Source organism: Kitasatospora sp. NPDC096204, from assembly GCF_044763205.1.
Taxonomy (GTDB): domain Bacteria; phylum Actinomycetota; class Actinomycetes; order Streptomycetales; family Streptomycetaceae; genus Kitasatospora.
Genome location: NZ_JBIWFT010000040.1, coordinates 53,274 through 73,065, shown reverse-complemented (window position 1 = coordinate 73,065; position 19,792 = coordinate 53,274). Strand labels below are relative to the sequence as shown.

Annotated in this window: 17 protein-coding genes and 1 pseudogene; 13 read left to right on the top strand and 5 right to left on the bottom strand. The window is 75.1% G+C overall.

The genetic code is table 11. The features are described from left to right. Positions 1 to 8 precede the first annotated feature (8 nt). Together ACIQ87_RS33015 and ACIQ87_RS33010 are read left to right on the top strand one after the other, a co-directional pair. Positions 9 to 275, top strand: a complete 267-nt coding sequence (locus tag ACIQ87_RS33015) for a hypothetical protein (RefSeq protein ID WP_402414070.1) — start codon at positions 9 to 11, stop codon at positions 273 to 275. Between the two features lie 253 nt (positions 276 to 528). Further along, on the top strand, positions 529 to 990 hold the full coding sequence (locus ACIQ87_RS33010) for a YjbQ family protein (RefSeq protein ID WP_402414068.1): 462 nt from the start codon (positions 529 to 531) through the stop codon (positions 988 to 990). Between the two features lie 124 nt (positions 991 to 1,114). Here ACIQ87_RS33010 and ACIQ87_RS33005 read toward each other — a convergent pair whose 3' ends face one another. After that, positions 1,115 to 1,669, bottom strand: a complete 555-nt coding sequence (locus ACIQ87_RS33005; RefSeq protein ID WP_402414066.1) for a DUF1990 family protein — start codon at positions 1,667 to 1,669, stop codon at positions 1,115 to 1,117. 308 nt (positions 1,670 to 1,977) lie between these two features. Between ACIQ87_RS33005 and ACIQ87_RS33000 the strand changes: the two genes are divergently transcribed. Together ACIQ87_RS33000 and ACIQ87_RS32995 are read left to right on the top strand one after the other, a co-directional pair. Continuing rightward, the gene (locus tag ACIQ87_RS33000; protein ID WP_402414064.1) at positions 1,978 to 3,411 is read left to right on the top strand and encodes an MFS transporter; all 1,434 of its coding nucleotides are present in this window, start codon (positions 1,978 to 1,980) and stop codon (positions 3,409 to 3,411) included. Between the two features lie 83 nt (positions 3,412 to 3,494). After that, on the top strand, positions 3,495 to 3,644 hold the full coding sequence (locus tag ACIQ87_RS32995) for a hypothetical protein (protein WP_402414061.1): 150 nt from the start codon (positions 3,495 to 3,497) through the stop codon (positions 3,642 to 3,644). A 13-nt stretch (positions 3,645 to 3,657) separates the two neighbouring features. Here ACIQ87_RS32995 and ACIQ87_RS32990 read toward each other — a convergent pair. Further along, positions 3,658 to 3,741 (bottom strand): annotated as a pseudogene (locus ACIQ87_RS32990) (nitroreductase/quinone reductase family protein); the annotation flags it as partial. A 36-nt stretch (positions 3,742 to 3,777) separates the two neighbouring features. On the opposite strand from ACIQ87_RS32990, the gene ACIQ87_RS32985 reads away from it, so the two are divergent. After that, a complete protein-coding gene (locus tag ACIQ87_RS32985; RefSeq protein WP_402414060.1) occupies positions 3,778 to 4,113 on the top strand; it encodes a hypothetical protein in 336 nt (111 codons plus the stop codon). A gap of 3 nt (positions 4,114 to 4,116) precedes the next feature. Here the strand turns inward: ACIQ87_RS32985 and ACIQ87_RS32980 are convergent, their stop codons facing one another. Then, entirely contained in the window at positions 4,117 to 4,467 is a 351-nt protein-coding gene (locus ACIQ87_RS32980) for a hypothetical protein (protein WP_402414057.1), read from the bottom strand. An 86-nt stretch (positions 4,468 to 4,553) separates the two neighbouring features. Further along, on the bottom strand, positions 4,554 to 5,507 hold the full coding sequence (locus tag ACIQ87_RS32975) for a hypothetical protein (RefSeq protein ID WP_402414054.1): 954 nt from the start codon (positions 5,505 to 5,507) through the stop codon (positions 4,554 to 4,556). A 239-nt stretch (positions 5,508 to 5,746) separates the two neighbouring features. Between ACIQ87_RS32975 and ACIQ87_RS32970 the strand changes: the two genes are divergently transcribed. Together ACIQ87_RS32970 and ACIQ87_RS32965 are read left to right on the top strand one after the other, a co-directional pair. Continuing rightward, a complete protein-coding gene (locus ACIQ87_RS32970) occupies positions 5,747 to 7,993 on the top strand; it encodes a heavy metal translocating P-type ATPase (protein ID WP_402414053.1) in 2,247 nt (748 codons plus the stop codon). Positions 7,994 to 8,193: 200 nt separating this feature from the next. Then, positions 8,194 to 8,733 (top strand): hypothetical protein, encoded by a 540-nt coding sequence (locus ACIQ87_RS32965; RefSeq protein WP_402414050.1) that lies wholly within the window; start codon positions 8,194 to 8,196, stop codon positions 8,731 to 8,733. 75 nt (positions 8,734 to 8,808) lie between these two features. Here ACIQ87_RS32965 and ACIQ87_RS32960 read toward each other — a convergent pair whose 3' ends face one another. Continuing rightward, complete coding sequence (locus ACIQ87_RS32960) at positions 8,809 to 10,653, bottom strand: hypothetical protein (RefSeq protein ID WP_402414048.1); 1,845 nt, start codon at positions 10,651 to 10,653, stop codon at positions 8,809 to 8,811. 252 nt (positions 10,654 to 10,905) lie between these two features. On the opposite strand from ACIQ87_RS32960, the gene ACIQ87_RS32955 reads away from it, so the two are divergent. From ACIQ87_RS32955 to ACIQ87_RS32930, 6 genes are all read left to right on the top strand, one after another. Then, positions 10,906 to 15,003, top strand: coding sequence for a hypothetical protein (locus tag ACIQ87_RS32955; protein WP_402414045.1), 4,098 nt, complete (start codon positions 10,906 to 10,908; stop codon positions 15,001 to 15,003). A 153-nt stretch (positions 15,004 to 15,156) separates the two neighbouring features. Continuing rightward, on the top strand, positions 15,157 to 15,582 hold the full coding sequence (locus ACIQ87_RS32950) for a hypothetical protein (protein WP_402414042.1): 426 nt from the start codon (positions 15,157 to 15,159) through the stop codon (positions 15,580 to 15,582). Then, positions 15,579 to 16,373, top strand: coding sequence for a nucleotide exchange factor GrpE (locus ACIQ87_RS32945; protein WP_402414039.1), 795 nt, complete (start codon positions 15,579 to 15,581; stop codon positions 16,371 to 16,373). Before ACIQ87_RS32950 ends, ACIQ87_RS32945 begins: the two co-directional genes overlap by 4 nt. A 37-nt stretch (positions 16,374 to 16,410) precedes the next feature. Continuing rightward, the gene (locus ACIQ87_RS32940) at positions 16,411 to 19,023 is read left to right on the top strand and encodes an Hsp70 family protein (RefSeq protein ID WP_402414037.1); all 2,613 of its coding nucleotides are present in this window, start codon (positions 16,411 to 16,413) and stop codon (positions 19,021 to 19,023) included. Beyond that, positions 19,020 to 19,388 (top strand): hypothetical protein, encoded by a 369-nt coding sequence (locus tag ACIQ87_RS32935; RefSeq protein WP_402414034.1) that lies wholly within the window; start codon positions 19,020 to 19,022, stop codon positions 19,386 to 19,388. The genes ACIQ87_RS32940 and ACIQ87_RS32935 overlap by 4 nt, the downstream gene beginning before the upstream one ends. Before the next feature lie 98 nt (positions 19,389 to 19,486). Next, positions 19,487 to 19,726 (top strand): chaplin, encoded by a 240-nt coding sequence (locus tag ACIQ87_RS32930; protein WP_402414031.1) that lies wholly within the window; start codon positions 19,487 to 19,489, stop codon positions 19,724 to 19,726. Positions 19,727 to 19,792 lie beyond the last annotated feature (66 nt).

Here is a 19,792-nt window from a genome sequence, read left to right as displayed (position 1 = left end):
GAAAACTGATGGAACACATGCAAGTGCGGACTCGGCCCCGCGTGCCGGCGATCCAGTGCGGTGTCGGCACGACCGGCCGCCGGATCGACCGACACCTGGCCGTGCTCGGCGCGCCCGCACTCCCGGCGGTGGACACCGCCGAGGCGCTCGGGCTGATAAGGGAACTCACGCCGCGAGGCGCCGAGGCCCCGACGATCCGCCGTCGCCACACCAGGATCTCGCTGCTGACGCCGCTGCGTCGGCTGCGCCGGAGCCTCTTCGGCAGCCGCGGCTAGAGCCTGGTCCGGCCGGCGGTACGGGTCCCTCCCGCCGCCCGGCCGGTAACCGACCCGGTGGGCCATCCGGTCCGCCGGGTCTTCGGTGTGCCCGGGCCCTGCCTGGGGCGTGCCCTGGTCGTGCCCGAATGAATCCCTCCGGCGCCCCGGGTGCTGTGGTCTGAACCTTTCACCCTACGCGAGTCCGCCCCTCCGGCACGGCGAGACGGCGAGGGAGTACGCCCGGCCCGCTGACCTGGGACAGGATGGCGCCATGGCGGACAACAACCACTCCACCCAGCCCGGCCCGTACCCGACGACCATCTTCCAGAGCGGCACCTTCGAGATCACCACCGGCTCCCGTGAGGTCGCGCTCGACATCACCGACCGCTGCGCCGCGTTCCTCGACGAACGGGCCGTCGGGCGCGACGGCCTGCTCAACATCTTCGTCCCGCACGCCACCGCGGGGATCGCGGTGCTGGAGACCGGATCCGGCAGCGACGAGGACTTCCTCGCGGTCCTGCGCGACCTGCTCCCGGCCGACGACCGCTGGCGCCACCGGCACGGCAGCCCGGGGCACGGCCGGGACCACGTGGTGCCCGGCCTGGTCGCCCCGCACGCCACCCTGCCGGTGCTCGGCGGCCAACTGGCGCTCGGCGTCTGGCAGTCGGTGGTGCTGGTCGACACCAACGGGGACAACCCGCGCCGGACCGTCCGGCTGTCCTTCCTCGGCTGACGCCCGAGCGGCGCGGGTGGCGGGCCCGGGCCGGGTGGCGGGCCCGGGTCGGGCAGCGAGCCCGGGTGGGGAGAACCGGGTGTGAGGCCCGCCACCCGGCGGAGGGCCGCCCCGGCGGGCGGACTCAGCGGACGTGCGCGGCCACCGCGACGAGGTAGCGCTCGATCGCGAGGTGCTGGCCGAGCAGGGCCACCGGGCGGCCCAGCCGGGCGTACCAGGCGGACAGCCGGGAGAACGCGGTGACCTCGAACCACACCTCTCCGTCGGCGTCCATCGACACCAGGAACGCCTCCTCGCCGCATTCCGGGTGCCCCGGGAGGGTTCCGTACCCGTATCCGATCCGGTCCGGCTCGTCCACCGTCCACACCACCCGGCACGGGATCACCAGCCGCGGCCACCGACTCCCCGGCAGGTTCAGCCGCAGCAGTACCGTTTCGCCCTCCCGGGCGGGGCCGGCCGGGAACACCGCGAAGCCGGTGCCCAGCTGGCTGCCCCAGTCGAGCACGTACCGCCCGGCCCGCTCCAGCACCTCCCGCCCGTGCCCGAGGTGGACCCGCCGCCGCAGGTGGGCGTAGCCGTCCGGCAGCCGCCCGCCCCCGTTCCGGGTGGCGCCCACCTCGGGGTACGAGGGGCTGGTGGCGCGGGCGGCGAGCAGGCGGCGGTGCGGGTCGGTGGGCATGCCGGTCACGGTAGCCGCCGGGCGGGAGGGGGTCGGCGGTGGGGCGGACGGGTTCCGGCGAACGGATCCCCCCGCGCCTCGACGGATACCCCCCACCCCCATGACCCGAGAATCCCCTGCCAGCTCCCGTTGACTAAACCTTACCCCCCTAGGGTATGTTCTGACTCGTCCTCGCCGAGGTCGTCGATCGACGTCTGGCCGTGCTTTTTCCTTGTGCTGAACGGAAGTTGACGACCGTCAGGCCGACAGACCATCGCTGGGGACTCCCATGTCCTCGGCATATACCCCTAACAGGTAGGGAGTAAGAGATGGCAACCGACTACACCGGGCCGAACCCCCGGAGGTGGCGCGCACTGGCGCTGATCGCCGCCGCGCAGTTCGTGGTGATCATGGACACCTCGATCATCGGGGTGGCCCTGCCCAAGATGAAGGACGCCCTGGGCTTCGGACAGGAGGACCTGTCCTGGGTGTTCAACGCGTACGTGGTCGCCTTCGGCGGCCTGCTCCTGCTCGGCGGACGGCTCTCGGACCTGCTCGGCGCCCGCCGCCTGTTCAGCGCCGGCTGGGCGATCCTCGGCGCCGGCTCGCTGCTCGCCGGGCTCGCGGGGAACGTCCCGACCGAACTGGCCGGCCGTGGCGTCCAGGGTCTCGGCGCCGCACTGATCGCCCCCTCGGCGCTCACCCTGCTGATGACGCTCTTCGGCGGGAACCCGAAGGAGCTCACCAGGGCCTTCGCCCTGTACGGCGCGGCGGCCCCGGCCGGCGGCACCGCGGGCGTCTTCCTCGGCGGCCTGATCACCCAGTACATCAGCTGGCCGTGGGTGTTCTACGTCAACATCCCGGTGGCCGTGGTCGCACTGGTCGCCACCCCCGCCCTGATGCCCGTCGCGCCCCGGCGCAGCGGCGGCATCGACGTCCTCGGCGCGCTCACCGTCACCGGCGGCCTGGCCGCCGCGGTGTACGCCATCGTCCGTGCCCCGGAGGCGGGTTGGGCCTCGGCGCCGACCCTGCTGACGCTGGCCGGCGCGGCCGTGCTGCTGATCGCCTTCCTGGCCATCCAGGGCCGGCGCCGCGAGCCGCTGATGCGGCTGAGCATCTTCCGGGTGCCGAACCTCGGCGCCGCCAACCTCGCCCAGTTCCTGCTGGCCGCGGCCTGGGTGCCGATGTGGTTCTTCCTGAACCTCTACCTCCAGCAGGTGCTCCACCTCGGCGCCTTCGCCAGCGGCGCGGCCCTGCTGCCGATGACCGTCGCCATCATGGCCGTCATGATCACCGCGGCGCCCCGGCTGATCGCCCGCTTCGGCCCCAAGGCGCTGGTGGTCACCGGCATGCTGGCCCTCGGCGCCGGCCTGTTCGGGCTCTCGCCGGCCCGCCCGGACGGCAACTTCTGGACCGACGTGCTGCCCGCCTCGCTGCTCGCCGCGATCGGCATGGCGCTCGCCTTCATACCCTCCCTCGGTACCGCGATCTCCGCCGCGCCCCCGGAGGACGGCGGCCTCGCCTCCGGCATCGTCAACACCGGCTACCAGGTCGGCTCGGCGCTCGGCCTGGCCGCGATGACCGCACTGGCCGGCGCCCGCACCCCGGACGCCACCGTCGAGGGCCTGACCTCGGGCTTCTCCGCCGCCTTCATCGGCTCCGCGGCGGTCGCGGTGGTCGGCGGCCTGCTCGCGGTGGTCACCCTGCGCACCCCGCGCCCCGAGAACGGAGCCCGCGAGGCGCGGTCCGCGACGGCCCCGTGAGGCCGACCGCACCCCCGGCCGGGGGCCGCGTCAACCGACGCGGCCCCCGTCGGCCGTACCCCCACACGCGAAGGAGCCCCCCGATGACGCCCCGCGAAGCCACGCCAGTCCTGCTGCGCGCCGTACGCCACCCCGTCACCCGCTGCCTGCTCGCCTGCCTGGCCGCCACAGTCGCGGCCGCCGGCGACCCGGCGCGGAGCACCGCCGGGCCCGGCTGCCCGGGGCGCCGCTGATCGCGCGCTGACCGGGTTCGAGCACGAAGACCGGGATCACGCGCTGGGTCTTCTCCTGGTACTCGGCGTACGGCGGATACCCGGCGACCGCGCGCTCCGGCTCCGCAGACGTGACGCAGGGGACCTGGCGCTGATGCGCGTCGAGCAGATGGAGCGCGACGCGTCGGTCGTGGACCTCACCTCCCGGGCGCTCGCGGCGCTGGTACGGACCGGGAACGTCGCCGTGCTGCGCCAGGCGCTGCCCGAGGCCCTGCCGTGGTGCACCTTCCTGCCGGAGGAGGACATCGACACCCTGCTTGCCGAGCTGGTGCACACCGCGCGTGGTGCCGTGGCGCTGGACAACCTCGCCCCGATCGCCCTCCTGCTCACGCAGTGGAAGCACAGCGCCGAGGTCCACGCGGACCCGGCCCTGCTCGCCGTCCTCACCCGCGAGCCCGAGGGCGGCCTCGGGCTCGTTCGCCGCCCCTGACGCTCACGGCGCCTCAAGCGCCTCCGCGCGCTGCTTGAGTTCCTCGGCGATGTCGTCCCAGTCCGGGCCGTGCAGGTGGAGGCTGTCGGCCGCGGCGCGGATGAGGGCCGGGTCGTCGGGACGCTGGAGAAGCAGCAGCCGGTAGGCCAGGTTGCGGGCCCGGACCGGCAGGAAGCCGTCCACGAGCTGTGGGCAGAGCGTGCGCAGCATGGCGAGGATCTCCTCCGCGTCGGCGAAGGTCAGCCGCTCGATGAAGTGGGACTCCTCGTGCTCCCCGGCGAGTTCGCAGGCGGCGGTGGGGCCGTACTCGTCGCCGTACAGGCAGCGGGCGAGGTCGGTCAGGGTGCTGTGCATGCCGGGACCCCGCACACATGGGAACGCCTGAGTGCCGGGCGGTCCCCGGTGGGATCGCCCGGCACATCTCTGGGTGGCGGGGGCGGTCAGTGCTGGTGGGCGCCCGCCTCCTCGGCGTGTTCGGCGGCGGTGGTCACGGTGGCCTCGGTGGTCACGGTGAAGGCCGCCGTGTGGACGGTGTCCTGGTGCTTGAAGTCCAGGAAGAGCCGGTAGCCGCCGGCGCTGGGGGCGGTGGTGGTGAAACCGATCTCCGGGCCCGGGGCGCTGGTGTCCGGGTGGACGTGGAGGTAGGCGAGGTCGCCGGCGCGCAGGGCGACGAGGTGGCCGTACGCGCCGAGGTAGGGCTGGAGGTCGGTGACCGGCTTGCCGTCCCTGCTGACGCTCAGGGTGAGCCGGCCGCTGCGCCCGGGGGTGAGGTCGCCGCCCAGGGTGACGGTGTAGCCGTCGACGGTGACGGTCCGTCCGGTCTCCGGCAGCGGGGCGGGGCGCAGGTCGCCCGCGGCGTGCAGGTCGGCGCCGAGGGTGAGGCCCTCGCTCTGGCCGGCGGGGGTGAAGTCCGCGAAGACCCGGTACTCGCCGGCGGCGGGGACGGCGGTGGGGGCGCTCCAGGTGCCGTCGGCGGTCAGCGTCGGGTGCAGGTGCTGGAAGGTGGACAGGTCGCGCGGGGCGACGATCAGGTGCAGTTCCTTCTCGTGTTGCTGCTGGTAGGCGGTGAGGGGCTTGCCGTCCGTGCCGAGGATGCGGAAGCGCAGGTCGGTGGGGGAGCCGGCGGTCACGAAGGGGTTGTCGACGCTGAGCGTGTAACCGCGTTCGGAGACCTGCAGCCCGCCGGGCAGGTGCTCGCCGCCGCCGTCCGCCTTCCCGTCGTGCCCGTCGTGCCCGTCGTGCCCGTCGTGCGCGGCGGGTCCGGCGTGTGCGGTGTGTGCCGTGGCGGGCTTGGGGGCGGGGCCGCTGCCGGTGGCGTGGCCGACGCCGAGGGCGAGGCCGAAGGCGGCGGCGAGTCCGCCCGTGAAGGCGGTGATGCGCAGGGCGGTGTTCATCGCGGGGTTCCCCTCGGAAGGACGTGCGGATCGGACGGGACGCGCCTCAGTGAATACCCCATGGGGGTATCAAGTCAATCGGATCGGGGCTCGAAAAAATACCTGCCGGGGGTATCCCTCAAGCCTTGCGATAGATACCCCTCGGGGGTATAAATGAACCCGGCACCGCCCGATACCCCGTCTGGGTATGACGGCCCGGCCGCCGAACGTACCGCACGACGACGTCACGAGGAGCGACGATGACTACGCAGGCACCCGCCTCCGCGGAGGTGGAACTCTCGATCGGCGGAATGACGTGCGCCTCCTGCGCGGCCCGCATCGAGAAGAAGCTCAACCGGATGGACGGGGTCACCGCCAGCGTCAACTACGCCACCGAGAAGGCGAAGGTCTCCTTCGAGGGCGGAGTCGAGGTCGCCGACCTGATCGCCACCGTGGAGGCCACCGGCTACACCGCCGCGCTGCCCAAGCCCCCGGTCACCGGGGGTGCGGGCGGCACCGGGCAGGCCGAGCCGGCCGACGAACTGGCGCCGCTGCGCCAACGGCTGTTCACCGCGGTGGCGCTCGCGGTGCCGGTGATCGCGATGGCGATGGTGCCGGCCCTCCAGTTCGACAACTGGCAGTGGCTCTCGCTGACCCTCGCCGCGCCGGTCGTCACCTACGCCGCCTGGCCGTTCCACCGGGCCGCGTTCACCAACGCCCGGCACGGCGCCGCGACGATGGACACCCTGGTCTCGCTCGGCACCCTCGCCGCGTTCCTCTGGTCGCTGTGGGCGCTGTTCTTCGGCGACGCCGGGATGCCGGGCATGCGGCACGGCTTCGAGTTCACCATCGCCCGCACCGACGGCTCGTCCAACATCTACCTGGAGGCGGCGGCCGGCGTCACCGCCTTCATCCTGGCCGGCCGCTACTTCGAGGCGCGCTCCAAGCGCACCGCCGGGGCCGCGCTCAAGGCGCTGCTGGAGCTGGGCGCCAAGGACGTGACGGTGCTGCGCGGCGGAGTCGAGGTGCGGATCCCGATCGCGGACCTCGCCGTGGGCGACCGCTTCGTGGTCCGGCCCGGCGAGAAGATCGCCACCGACGGCACGGTGGTCGAGGGCGCCTCGGCGGTGGACGCCTCGATGCTGACCGGCGAGTCCGCCCCGGTCGAGGTCGGGGTCGGGGACGGCGTCACCGGCGCCACCGTCAACGCGGGCGGCCGGCTGGTGGTCGAGGCCACCCGGGTCGGCGCGGACACCCAGCTGTCCCGGATGGCCAAGCTGGTCGAGGACGCGCAGAACGGCAAGGCCGCCGCCCAGCGCCTCGCGGACCGGATCTCCGCCGTCTTCGTGCCGATCGTGATCACCCTCGCGGTGGCCACCCTCGGCTACTGGCTGGGCACCGGCGAGGGCTGGACCGCCGCCTTCACGGCCGCCGTGGCCGTACTGATCATCGCCTGCCCGTGCGCCCTCGGCCTGGCCACCCCGACCGCCCTGCTGGTCGGCACCGGCCGCGGCGCCCAGCTCGGCGTCCTGATCAAGGGCCCGGAGGTCCTGGAGTCCACCCGCAAGGTCGACACCATCGTCCTGGACAAGACCGGCACCGTCACCACCGGCCGGATGACCCTGCTCGCGGTGCACACCGCCGAGGGCGTGGACCAGGCCGAGGCGCTGCGCCTGGCCGGAGCCCTGGAGCACGCCTCCGAGCACCCGATCGCCCGGGCGATCGCCAACGCCGCCGCCAAGGCCGGCGAACTGCCGGCCGTCGAGGGCTTCGAGAACGTCCCCGGCCTGGGCGTCCAGGGCGTGGTGGACGGCCACGCCGTGGTGGCCGGCCGGGAGGCCCTGCTCAACGAGTGGTCGCAGCAGCTGCCCGAGGCGCTGGCCGAGGCCAAGCGCACCGCCGAGGCGGCCGGCCGTACCGCGATCGCGGTCGGCTGGGACGGCGAGGCCCGGGCCGTGCTGGAGGTCGCCGACGCGGTCAAGCCGACCAGCGCCGAGGCCGTCGGCAGGCTGCGCGCACTGGGCCTGACCCCGGTGCTGCTCACCGGCGACAACCGGGCGGTCGCCGAGGCCGTGGCGGCCGAGGTCGGCATCGCGCCGGAGCACGTGATCGCCGAGGTCATGCCGCAGGACAAGGTCGACACCGTCAAGCGGCTGCAGGCCGAGGGCAGGGTCGTGGCGATGGTCGGCGACGGCGTCAACGACGCGGCCGCGCTCGCCCAGGCCGACCTGGGCCTGGCGATGGGCACCGGCACCGACGCCGCCATCGAGGCCGGCGACCTCACCCTGGTCCGCGGCGACCTGCTGGCCGCGGCGGACGCCATCCGGCTCTCCCGCAAGACCCTGGGCACCATCAAGAGCAACCTGTTCTGGGCCTTCGGCTACAACGTCGCCGCTCTGCCGCTGGCCGCGGCCGGACTGCTCAACCCGATGATCGCGGGGGCCGCGATGGCCTTCTCCTCGGTCTTCGTGGTCGGCAACAGCCTGCGACTGCGCCGCTTCCGCTGAACCGTCGGGCCGCGGGCGCTCGGCGGGACCGAACAGCCGAGCCACTCTCCACCGCCGGGCCGAGGCCCCGGAACCCCGCCAGGGTTCCGGGGCCTCGGCGCTGCTCCGGCCCGGTCGCGGACGGCGCCCGCGCGAGGACCGTCAGCCAGGGGGACCCCTTGCCGACCAGCGCCGATCCGCCGCGAGCTAGAGTCCGACCCATGGACGAAGACACCGTGCTCTGGAGCCGGATCGCCGATCTCCTGCCGGACGACGCCGCCCGCGCAGTCAAGGACTGCTGGGCGATCGGGGAACAGGAGAGCGGGCTCGGTCTGCTGGTCGAGGGCCTGCTGGCCCGCCAGATCCCGATCAGCGGCACGGACCGTGCGCAGATCTCCGTGCTCGCCGAGGAGTGGGGAGTGCGCGAGCGGCTCACCCCCGGCCTCCTGCGCTGCCCGGGCGACGGCGCGCCCGCCCCGGTGCGGCTGCTGGACGGTGAGCGTGACGAGGCCGAGGTGGTGACGGGCTGGAGCGAGCCGGAGCTGGCTGCCCTGGTGCTGGTGCCGTGGATCGGCTGCACCCGCTGCGGCCGGACCCTCCTGCGCGCCCACGGCTGGGAGCCCTGGGACGACTTCTCGTACCTCGCCGAGCACTACGTGATCAGCACGCCGGACGGCGTCCGGGCGGAGCGGATCCTCCCGCGGGACGCCGCCGGAGCGGCCTTCGCCGAACTGCTCCACGGCTGCCCGGCGGAGGGCTGACCCCGGCACAGGACCGACCCGGCGCAGGACCGACCCGGCGCAGGACCGACCCGGCAAGGAACCAGGAGACAGGCCCTAACGCCCTTCGGGCAGCTCCACCGCCTGCCAGCGGTACGCCGCGTCCTCCTGCCACACCTGCAACTCGCCCTCCACCACCGCCGCCAGGCACAGCCGCCAGTCCTCGCCCATGGCCAGCGCGACCCGGGTCGCCGGGCGCAGCGTGGGCCGCCACCAGCGCGGCCGGCGCGAGGCGCCGCCGGCCGGCAGCCGCAGCCGTACGCCGTCCGCGCCCGCCAGCGCGACGGTCGGGCCACCGCGGTGGCCCACCATGGCGATCCCGAGCGAGGGCTCACCGTCGCCGATCTCCGTTCCCGCCCCGGCCCTGCCGAGGGTGTGCAGCTGGACCGAGCCGTCCGGCCGGAGCGTGGCGGCCTGCGGTCCGGCGGAGGTGCGGGCCAGTGCCCCGGCGCGCAGCGGGCCGGACGGGCCCACCGGGACGGGCGGCTGCGCGGTGCCGGGCCGCCAGCTCAGCACCCGCTCGCGGTGCTTGACCAGCAGCAGCCAGGCGCCGGGCCGCTCCTCCGTGGCGGCGAGCACCCGGTCGGCCGGGCAGCCGGGGTGTTCCTGGCCGGTGAGGGTGCGGCCGGGTGCCCAGCGGTAGGAGCGCAACGCGCCGCCGGCCGCCGTCCAGACCGTCATCTCCCCGGCCGAGCCGCCCGAACCGAACGAACCACCCGAGCCGCCCGGCCCGCCCCATCCGCCCGAACCGACCCCGCCCGCCAGCCCGTTGACCCCGCGCGCCGCCTCCCACCAGCCCGCCGCCGTACCGACCCACAGGGTGCCGCCGCGGTCCTCCGCGCAGACCACCAGCTCGCCCGGCTGCCCGGCCCAGCCGGCCGCCAACTCCCGTACGGCGGATGGCCCCTGCCCCGCCGGAAGCCGCCGGCCGAGGGCGCCGGGGCCGGCCAGCGCGGTGCCGTCGGCGCCGCCGGTGACCACCAGCGGCCGCCCGTCCGGGTCGGGCAGCACGGCCAGGCCGGCGGTGCGGGCCACCGGCCGGTGGGCGCGCAGCAGTTCACGGCCCCGGGCGGCCCACGGGCCGAGCGGGGAGGGGCGGCGGTCCGGTTCACGGGCCAGCGGTTCGCAGGCCCAGCGCGCCAACTCCTCGCCGTAGCCGGCCGCGAGGAGCTCGGCGCGGGCCTGCTCGGCGGCCAGCCGGTGGTCGAGGCGGCCGTGGTCGGGCAGCAGCAGGGTGCGGGCGAGGGTGCCGACCGCGAACAGGTCCTTGGCGGTGGTCGGGAAGCCGCCGACCTGCTCGGCCTCCGGCGGGACGTGCCCGGGGGTGAACACCGCGACGGTCAGGGCGTGGTCCAGCGGGGCGAGGAAGGTCAGGTCGATCAGCTTGACCTGCCCCTGGCCGTCCACCAGGACGTTGGCGGGGGAGATGTCGCGGTGCACCCAGCGCTTGCGGTGCAGCTCGTCGACGATCCGGCAGAGCCGGGCCAGCACCTCGGCGACCGCCGACGGGTCGGCGCGCCGGCCGCGCGCCCAGGTGTGCAGCGGCACGCCCTCGACCCAGGGCGAGATCTGGTAGCCCAGCAGCGCGGCGCCGGGCGGGCTGCCGGGCCGGTGCGGGGAGGGGCCGAGCAGGAAGCTGGGCACCACCAGGTCGGTGACGCCCAGCCGGTGCGCGTTGTGCGAGACGTCGTCCCAACGGCCGAGCCAGCGCCGCACCTCGGTCGGGTCGCGCTCCAGCATGATCTTCGCGGCGACCAGTTCCTTGCGCCCGTTGTGACCGGTGCGAACCGCCCGCCACACCTCGGCCTCGCCGCCCCGGTGGTGGAACTCCAGGAGCTCGTACTGCTCCGGGTCGAACTCCGGCCCGAACCGGAGCCCGGGCACCCAACGTGACTGCGACACCCGACCCCCGACGCTACTGACCTGCTACTGACCACTGTGGACGCGCTGGTGGCGCGCTGCCGTCGAGCTGCTGCCGTGCTGTCGTCCCACTGGTGATGTGATGCCCAGGATAGTGCTCCTTCCTGTTCGTCTGTCCGATCGAGGGCCTATTCTGATGGCACTCGAGCAACATCGCGACACGACGTCAAATCACGGCCACCACAGGACAGTTGATCATCCGGGTGGACGGTACTCGAACCAGGGGGACGGTGCATGGCGCTGTTAGCGGTGCTGCTGGTCGTGGTGGCACTGGCCGGTGCGGCCGCCGTCGTCCTGGCCCGGCGCCGACGGGTCACGGACGCCGCGGCGGTGGCGAAGGCCCTGGCCGCGGCCGCCGAACGGCTCACCGCCGGCCGGGCCGCCCAGGCCCGCCGCCGCTACGCCCGGCTGGCCCGCCGACTCGCCGACGCACCCGAGGAGTTGCGCCCGCAGCGCGGCCTCGCCCTGCTCGGCCAGGCCGAGGCCACCATCCCCACCGGCGACCAGCAGGCCACCCTCGCCCTGCACCGCGAGGCCTACCCGCTGCTCGCCGACCCGGCCCGGCAGCTGCCCCGGTGGAGCCTGCGCAGCCTCGCCGAGGAACGGATGCGGGCCCCCGACGGCGACCTCGGCCCGCTGCTCGCCTTCCTCCAGGCCACCGCCGCCGGCGCCGAGCCCGGTGAGGAGGCCGAGGCGGCCGCCCGCGCCCTGGACTGGCTGCAGCGCCGCTGCCGGGAGGGCGCCGTCGAGCAGCGCGAGGACGCCACCGCCCGCGCCCTCGCCGCCCTGCCGGGCCGGGACTGGCCGGTGCTCGCCCGCGCCGCCCTGCTGACCGCCACCGGCCGGGCCGTCGAGGCCGAGGGCCTGGTCGCCGAAGCGGCTCCCGGCGGCAGCGGCGAACTCTGGTTCCGCTGGGGCGTACAGCTGTACGCCCGGCACCAGGACGGGCCCGCCGTCGCCGCCTTCGACGAGGCGCTGCACTTCGGCCCCGGCGAGCCCTCCCCGTGGGGGCGCGGCCAGGCCCTGCGCGCCGACGCACTGCTCTTCCGCGGCCTCGCCAGGCAGCGGGCCGGCAACACCGAGCGGGCCTGGGGCGACCTCGCGGCCGCCGCCGTGGAGAGCCCGACCGACCCCCGCCCCCGCTACGCCCTCGGCCGGCTCGCCCTGCTGCTCGGCGCCGACGAGCAGGCCCGGGAGGAGTTCACCGCCGCCCTGACCGTCCGACCGGACTTCGCCCCCGCCCGGTTCGGCCTCGCCTTGGTGCACGAGCGGGCCGACCGCCCCGCCGAGGCCGCCGCCGACTACCGGGCCGGCCTCGGCACGGCCCCCGACTGGCGCCCCGCCCGGGTCAGGCTCGGCGCCGCCCTGCTCGCCGCCGGCCAGGCCGGCCAGGCCGAGCCGATCCTGCGCGCCGAGGCCGACACCGAACCGGACAGCCGCTGGAGTGCCGTCGCCGCCTTCCACCACGGCCTCGCCCTCGCCCGCACCGACGACCCTGCCGGCGCCCTCGCCCGCTGGGAGCAACTCGACGACGAGGACCTGCACCCCCGCCGCGCCCTGGCCCGCGACCGGCTCGCCCGCACCCGGCTGGCCACCGACCCGACGGCCGCCCGCGAACTCTGGCAGCAGGCCGCCGCCGAACACCCCGCCGCCCCCGGCTACCGGGCCGCGCTGCGCGAAGCCGCCCTGCGCGAGGCCGCCCACCTGCTGGTCACCGGCCGCGACCAGGCCGAACCGCGCCGCCGCGCCGCCGCCGCGCTCACCCTCGCCGACTCCCTGCCCGGCGCCCTCACCCACCGCCAGGCCCGGCTGCGCGCCGCGCTCGCCCTGGCCGAGGGCGCCCCGGAACCGGTCGCCGCGCTGCTCGACGCCGGCAGCGGCCTGCGCGACCGCTACCACCTGGCCGCCGTCTCCCTGCTGGCGGGCCGTCCGGCCCGGACGATCGCCCTGCTCGGCCCGCCCGACCCGGCCGGCGACCCGGCGATCGCCCGGCTGCGCGCCCTGCTCGCCGAACGGGCCGGCAACTGGGCCGCCGCACTGGACTGGTACCGGCACTTCCTGGCCTCGGGTACGGCGGCCGGCGGGGCGCCGACCGGCGACTGCGCGCTCTGCGACCGACCCGCCGCCGACACCTGCGGCGGCTGCGGCCGCGAGGCCTGCACCGACCACCAGCACACCCCGCGGGACGCCGGCTCGCCCCGCTGCGTGCGCTGCTCCGCCCCCGCCCTGCGCGCCGTCCTCGACTGCGCCCGCCGAGCCGGCACCCCCGAACAGGCCGAACCCGTGCTCGCCCGCTGGGCCGAGGCGCTCGGCGACGGCCCGGCCGCCGCGCCCGTCCGGCTCGACCTCGCCCTGCTGCGCGCAGAACTCGGCCGACCGGACGAGGCCCTGGCCGGCCTGCCCGAGGACGCCACGACGGCCCGCGCGGCCGTCCTGGTCCGCCGGGCCGGCGCCGCCCTCGCGGCCGACCGGCCGGGCGCGGCCGCCGTCGACCTGCGCCAGGCGCTCCGGCTCGCCCCCGGGCACCCGCAGGCGGCGGGCGCGCTCGTCCTGCTCGCCGAGCACGAGGCGCACCAGGCCACCCTCGACGGCCGCCACCGGGAGGCCTGGGAGGCCTACCGGGAGCTGCTGCGCGAGGACCCGGCCCACCCCCGGCTGCTGCACGCGCTCGGGCTGGCCGGCTACCGGCTCGCCGTCGGCACCCCCGAGCAGGAGCCGGACGAGGAGCTCTGGGCCTGGACGCTCGGCTGCCTGGTCTCGGCCCTCCACCAGCCCGAGCTGTGGGCCGAGTCCGCCCGGACCACCGGCCGCACCGTCGAACCCCAGCGGCTCGCCGCCGCCCGTACCGGCCTGCTCGACCGCCTCCGCGAGGACCTGCGCGCGCTGGACCGGGCCGCCGGTCGCGACGGCGACGAGGTCACCGCCTGGACGCTGCGCCTCGGCATGGAGGCGTACTGCGCGGACGCCCTCGCCCAGGAGGACGTCCGGATCGCCCTGCCCGGCCGCCGGGCCCGCCGCCTCGCGCTCGGCCCCGCCCTGGACCGGCTGTTCCGCGCCGATCCGGAACTCGCCGGCTGGGCCGAGGCGTTCGAGCAGGCCGTCCGGCCCTGGCAGCGGCCCGCCGGCCCCGACGCGCCCGCGCCCACCCGTGCCCTCGGCCTGTTCGGGGAACTCGGCGCACAGCGCTACCTGCAGCTCCAGGGCAGGCAGGCCGCCGCCGTCGCCGCCCTGGACGCGGTGCCCGAACAGCGGCGCGGCGAGGACTGGCAGGCGCTGCTCGGCGAGTCCCTGGTCAGCCAGGCCCGCGAGCACCACCGCAACCAGGACTGGCGCGAGGCGCTGGACAGCCTCACCCGCGCCCGATCCGTCCCCGGCGCCCGGCTGCCCGCCGACGCCGCCGCGATCGCCGCCGAGTCCGGCGTCCGGGCCGCCCGCGCGCTGCTCAAGAACAGCCTGGACGACCAGGCCGGAGCCGCCGAAATCCTGGAGAGAGCACTGGCGTTGGCCCCCGACGACCCCGAGGTGCGGGGCGACCTCGGCGCCACCTACGCCCAGTGGGCGCGCAAGATCAACAACGAGGACAAGGACTACCCCCGCGCCCTCGCCCTGCTGGAGAAGAGCCTGGACCTGGTCCCCGGCGACCCGACCGCCCGGCACTTCCTGGAGGCCGCCCTCGGCAACCGGGCGGGCCAGCTCAGCCGCCCCGACGCCACCGACGCGGAACTGGAGGAGGCCGCCGACGCCTGGCGGGCGCTGATCGAGCTCAACCCCGACCCGGACCACCGGATCGGCCTCGCCTTCGTGTTGCGCCAGCTCTCCCGCTCGGCCGCCTTCGCCGACGACCGCCGGCGCGCCGTCGAGCGGATGGCCGAGGCGCTGCGCGCCGACCCGGACTGGGAGGGCGGGGTCGAGCACGAGGCCCCGCGCCGGGTCTCGGTGATGCTCGCCAACCACGTGCTGGACGCCATGCAGGACCGGCCGTTCACCGTCCAGGCCGCGATGCTGCAGAAGGCCAAGTCCTACGACGACTCGCCCGACATTCGCCGGCTGATGGTCAGCCTCTGGCGCGGCGAGGCCATCGGCCACTACGAGGCCCGCCGCTACCTCGAGGCGATCCGGCTGCTGGAGGAGGCCCTCGACCTGTCCCGCACCCCGGAGGACACCGAGAAGCTGCACCGCGAACTCGGCATCGTCTACGGCTCGTTCGCCGTCCAGCGGGCCAACGCCCGGCAGCTGCGCGAGGCCCGCGACCTGGCCCGCAAGGCCGTCGAGCACAACCCGGACGACCTTGAGCTGCGAGCCATGCAGATGCGGATCAACTCGCTCTACTGACGGCAACCGTACGGCGGTCGGGAGGCGTCCCAGACCGTACGCCGCAGCCGTACCGCCGACCGTACGCCGCAGCCGAACCACCGGCCGGACCGCCGACCGTACCGGCACCCGAGCCACCCGCCCCGGCCACTGTGAGGAGAGGGACCGCCCGCCATGCCACTGCACGAACCGTCGCCGTACGAGGTCCTGGGCATCCCGCTCACGGCCGGCGTGCGCGAGATCAACCTCGCCGTCGGACCGGCGATGCGGGCCGGCCGCTACAGCCGCCAACAGATCCAGGAGGCCGCCGCGTTGCTGCGCAACCCGGACCGGCGCCTGGAGGCGGACATCCAGCAACCCCTCCCGCCGGAGCCGGTGGATCAGGCCGCCGAACTCCTCGCCCCCGCACTCGCCGAACCGCTGCTGGTGATCGAGCGCGAGCCGCTGCCGCCCGTCGCCACGCTGCCCGCCCTCCACCGGGCCGAGCTGGCCGCCGACTTCGCCGAGCCCGCCCCCGGCGGCGCCGACCCCGAACCGCCCGTCCCCGCCCGCTACGCGGCGGACCTGTCCGTGCTGCCGCAGATCGAGGTACCCGAATGACCGACGCACCCACCGACATGCCCGCCGGCGCCCCGACCGCCGAACTGTTCGGCGGCCACCGGCCGTTGGAGATCCCGCCCGGCGTCGAGGAGGTCGACCTGGCGGCGGCGTTCGGCCGGCTGCTCTTCCGGGCCTCGCTGCTGGGGAGCAAGCTGACGGAGCAGAAGCAGGCGGCCCGGGCCGAGCAGCGCGAACTCCTGGGCATCCTGGTCGAGGTGGACGACGCGCTCGCCGCCCTCGGCCTGGACCGCGAACTGGTGGCGCTCGGGCGCGGCGCCGGCCTGGAGGCCACCCGGAGGCGGCTGCTCGGGCAGCTGGCCAAGGCCAGGGTGCGGCCGATGCGGCTGGAGGGCATGACGGCCGACCCGGACCTGACCGAGATCGTGGGCACCGAGTCCCGTCCCGGAGTGGCGCCGGAGACGGTGGTACGGACGGTGGTGACCGGGTTCTTCTGGGAGGACGAGGTGCTGCGCCGGGCCCAGGTGGTGGTCGCCGCGCCGGAGCCGGACCCGGAGCCCGAAACGGCGCCGGAGCCGTCCGAGGCCGCCGAGGCCGCCGAAGCCGAGGCCACCGAAGCCGTCGAACCCGGCACGCCCGAAGCCGTCGAAGCCGTCGAGCCCGAGGCGCTGGAGGCGCCGGAGACACCCGAGGCCACCACCGCCGTCGCCACCGCGCCGGTCATCCGCGTCCAGCCCAAGGCGGCCCCGCCCCGGGCCCGCCGCCGGGCCAAGGCCGTGGCCCAACAGGCCAAGGAGGCCCAACAGGCCCAACAGGCCAAGCGCAAGAACTAGCCAGGACCAGGACCACGAGGGGCAAGAGGGGAACGACATGTACCGCACACTCGGCATCGACCTGGGCACGACCAACTCCGTGGTCGCCCACCTGCGCCGGGGCGAGCCGGAGATCATCTTCAACCGCCAGAACCAGGAGGCCACACCCTCCGTGGTCGGCAGCGGCCGCAAGGGCGAGCTGCTGGTCGGCTCCACCGCGCGCAGCCGGATCGCCGTCGACGGAGTCAACGTGATCCGCTCGGTCAAGCGCTTCATGGGCCGCAAGTTCAAGGACCCGCAGGTCCAGGCGGCCCTGAAGGAGGTGGACTACAAGGTCACCGCGGGCACCGACGGGGACGTGAACGTCTGGTTCAACGGCCGCTCGTACACCCCGATCGAGATCTCCGCGATCATCCTGCACCGCCTCAAGGAGGACGCCGAGCAGCGCTTCGGCGAGCCCTTCCACCGGGCCGTCATCACCGTCCCGGCGTACTTCGGCGAGCGGCAGGTCGCGGCCACCCAGGAGGCGGGCCGGATGGCCGGCCTGCACGTGCTGCGGATCATCAACGAGCCGACCGCCGCCGCCCTCGCCTACGGCATCACCTCCGAGGCGGGCGACGAGGGGAAGACCGTCCTGGTCTACGACCTCGGCGGCGGCACCTTCGACATCTCCATCCTGCTGCTGGTGCCGGGTTCGGTCTCGGTGCTCGGCATCGAGGGCGACAACCTGCTCGGCGGCGACGACTTCGACCGCGGGATCACCACCGCGCTGCTGGAGGACATCCGCGAGGAGTACGGCGCGGAGTACCAGCCCGACCTGCGCGACCGCCCGAAGATCGCCGCCACCGCCGAGACCATCAAGATCGAGCTCTCCAACCAGGAGTCCTCCGAGGTCATCCTGCCGGGCCTGGGCGCCGGGCAGCTGGTGCTGGAGACGGAGTTCGAGCGGGCCCGGTTCGAGGAGCTGATCGAGGGCCGGATCGAGCGCACCATCGAGCTGACCCACAAGGCCATCATGCAGGCCAACCTGACCGTCGGGGACATCGACGAGGTGGTGCTGGTCGGCGGCTCGACCGCGATCCCGCTGGTCGCCCGCCGGCTCGGCGAGGTCTTCGGCCCGCGCCGGATCAGGCGTGGCGTCAACCCGATGCAGTGCGTGGCGCTCGGCGCGGCCGTGCAGTCCGCGCTGGTCGGCGAGGTGGAGTGCCCCGAGTGCCGGGCCCCCGGCGACCTGTCCGCCTCCAACTGCGCCAACTGCGCCACCACCCTGCTCGGCGGCGCCCGGGTCTCCTGCCCGACCTGTCACATCCCGGTCGACGCCGACGCCGCCGCCTGCCCCAAGTGCGAGCGGGCGCTGGACGGTTCGGGCGCCACCGGAGCCACCGGAGCCACCGGAACCGGCCCGGGCGGAGCGGGTGGCACGACGGCCCCGCAGCGGACCGGGGCCACCGCCGTGGTGCACGGCGGCAACTGCCCGCGCTGCGGCACCCCGGCCGCCCCCGGCGTCACCGCCTGCGAACTGTGCGGCGAGCCGCTCGACTCGGCCGCCCCCGGCCGGACCAGGGTGGCCACCACCGCAGCCGAGGACGTCGGTCTGCGCTGCGCCTCCTGCGGAGTGGTGAACCCGCCCGGCTGCGAGGTCTGCCCGGGCTGCGGCGAACTGGCGCAGGTCACCAACCCGTTCGACATCACCCCGAAGAACCTCGGCATCGAGCTGAACGACGGCCGCCTCGCCGTCATCATCCCCAAGAACAGCAGCTACCCGACGAGTTCGCCGGTCAGCCGGGAGTTCGTGGTCTCCGGCAGCGGGCGCCAGCGGCTGGAGATCGCGGTCTACGAGGGCGAGCACGAGATCGCCCAGCAGAACGAGCTGATCGGCCACCTCACCCTGCGGCTGCCCGAGGGCCTGGGCGGCCGCACCCCGGTCGAGGTCTCCTTCGGCCTCGACCGGGACCGCACCATCACCCTGTCGGTGCGGATCCAGGGCGGCGCCGAGAAGACCGTCAAGCTGGAGCGGGTCACCCTCGACCCCGAGCTGAAGGTGCAGGTCGAGGAGCAGCAGCGGCAGATCGAGTCCTTCACCGACCGCTGGGGCGGCGAGCTGACCGAGGCCGAGCGGCGCGAGGCGCAGCGGCTGATGGACACCCTGGACGACCTGGCGGCCGGGCAGACCCGCGGCCAGTCGGTGGACGCGGCGCTGGAGCGGGCCCAGCAGCAGCTCAAGGCGCAGCGCTGGGTGCGCGGCTCCGAGGCGTATCTGAGCCTGTTCATCCACTACTGCGAGAAGCACCTCGACCCGAGTGACCTGGACCGGCTGCGCTCGGTGGCCGCCGAGCTGCGGCTGCGCCGCGAGGCCGCCGACTGGGAGGGCGCGGTGCGCGCGGCCCGGAAGGCGGACGAGCTGTGCGACTCGCTCGGGCACACCATGCGGATGATCACCATGTGCAACGTCTACGTGACCCAGAACATGGTCTCGCCGGCCCTGGCCCAGTTGATCATGGCCGAGCTGCGCGGTCTGGACGCGGCCGTGGAGGCGCCGAACATGGCGGCGGTCAACACCCACATGTCGAACCTGCTGGCCCTGTACGCGCAGGCGCAGCGGGAGCTGGGCAGCGAGCCGGCCCCGGAGTCGCTCGGCCCGGTCCGCCCGGAGGAGGCGGGGCCGCGATGAGCGCCGCGGACGCACCGGCGGCACCGGGCGCCCAGGGCGCGCCGGACGCCCTGAACGCCCTGGACGTGCCGTGCCCGCTGTGCAGGGTGCCGGCGGACCGGCAGACCCTGCGCTGTCCCTCCTGTCGGGAGGACCTGTCGGTGCTGTTCCGGCTGCGTTACGCCGGTCGGATCGACTACAACCGGGCGCTGGACGCCCTGGCGGCCGGGGAGGAGGCGCTCGCGCTGGGACTGCTGTACCGCGCGGTGGCGGCCGAGCCCGGGCTGCGTCCGGCCCGGGAGCTGCTGGAATCACTGAGCGTGGCCGGTCCCGGGGGCGCTGCGCCGGCGGGGCCGGGGGAGAGGTGGGAGGGCGGCACGCCCTAGGACGGGTCAATCCGGCGTGCGGCGGGGTGGATCGCTTGTGATCGTGGGCGAGTGTGATCGTCACACTTCGAACCGCCATGCTCACAAGGAGCGACGCAATGCGTATGCGTACCACCCTCGCCGCCACCGCCCTCGCCGCGGTGACGGTCCTCGCCGGTGCCGGGACCGCCTCCGCCGGCGACGCCACCGCCAACGGCATCGCCGCCAACAGCCCCGGCGTCCTGTCCGGCAACCAGATCCAGATCCCGATCAACCTCGAGGCCAACATCTGCGGGAACTCGATCGACATCATCGGCCTGCTCAACCCGGCCTTCGGCAACATCTGCGTCAACGAGTGACCCTGCGCGCTGGGGCCGCCCGTCGAACCCGACGGGCGGCCCCAGCGCCGTGTCCGCACCCCCGTT

Coding starts and splice junctions, on each gene's coding strand:
- ACIQ87_RS33015 (WP_402414070.1), top strand. CDS start 9: ATGGAACACATGCAAGTGCGGACTCGGCCCCGCGTGCCGGCGATCCAG.
- ACIQ87_RS33010 (WP_402414068.1), top strand. CDS start 529: ATGGCGGACAACAACCACTCCACCCAGCCCGGCCCGTACCCGACGACC.
- ACIQ87_RS33005 (WP_402414066.1), bottom strand. CDS start 1,669: ATGCCCACCGACCCGCACCGCCGCCTGCTCGCCGCCCGCGCCACCAGC.
- ACIQ87_RS33000 (WP_402414064.1), top strand. CDS start 1,978: ATGGCAACCGACTACACCGGGCCGAACCCCCGGAGGTGGCGCGCACTG.
- ACIQ87_RS32995 (WP_402414061.1), top strand. CDS start 3,495: ATGACGCCCCGCGAAGCCACGCCAGTCCTGCTGCGCGCCGTACGCCAC.
- ACIQ87_RS32985 (WP_402414060.1), top strand. CDS start 3,778: ATGCGCGTCGAGCAGATGGAGCGCGACGCGTCGGTCGTGGACCTCACC.
- ACIQ87_RS32980 (WP_402414057.1), bottom strand. CDS start 4,467: ATGCACAGCACCCTGACCGACCTCGCCCGCTGCCTGTACGGCGACGAG.
- ACIQ87_RS32975 (WP_402414054.1), bottom strand. CDS start 5,507: ATGAACACCGCCCTGCGCATCACCGCCTTCACGGGCGGACTCGCCGCC.
- ACIQ87_RS32970 (WP_402414053.1), top strand. CDS start 5,747: ATGACTACGCAGGCACCCGCCTCCGCGGAGGTGGAACTCTCGATCGGC.
- ACIQ87_RS32965 (WP_402414050.1), top strand. CDS start 8,194: ATGGACGAAGACACCGTGCTCTGGAGCCGGATCGCCGATCTCCTGCCG.
- ACIQ87_RS32955 (WP_402414045.1), top strand. CDS start 10,906: ATGGCGCTGTTAGCGGTGCTGCTGGTCGTGGTGGCACTGGCCGGTGCG.
- ACIQ87_RS32950 (WP_402414042.1), top strand. CDS start 15,157: ATGCCACTGCACGAACCGTCGCCGTACGAGGTCCTGGGCATCCCGCTC.
- ACIQ87_RS32945 (WP_402414039.1), top strand. CDS start 15,579: ATGACCGACGCACCCACCGACATGCCCGCCGGCGCCCCGACCGCCGAA.
- ACIQ87_RS32940 (WP_402414037.1), top strand. CDS start 16,411: ATGTACCGCACACTCGGCATCGACCTGGGCACGACCAACTCCGTGGTC.
- ACIQ87_RS32935 (WP_402414034.1), top strand. CDS start 19,020: ATGAGCGCCGCGGACGCACCGGCGGCACCGGGCGCCCAGGGCGCGCCG.
- ACIQ87_RS32930 (WP_402414031.1), top strand. CDS start 19,487: ATGCGTATGCGTACCACCCTCGCCGCCACCGCCCTCGCCGCGGTGACG.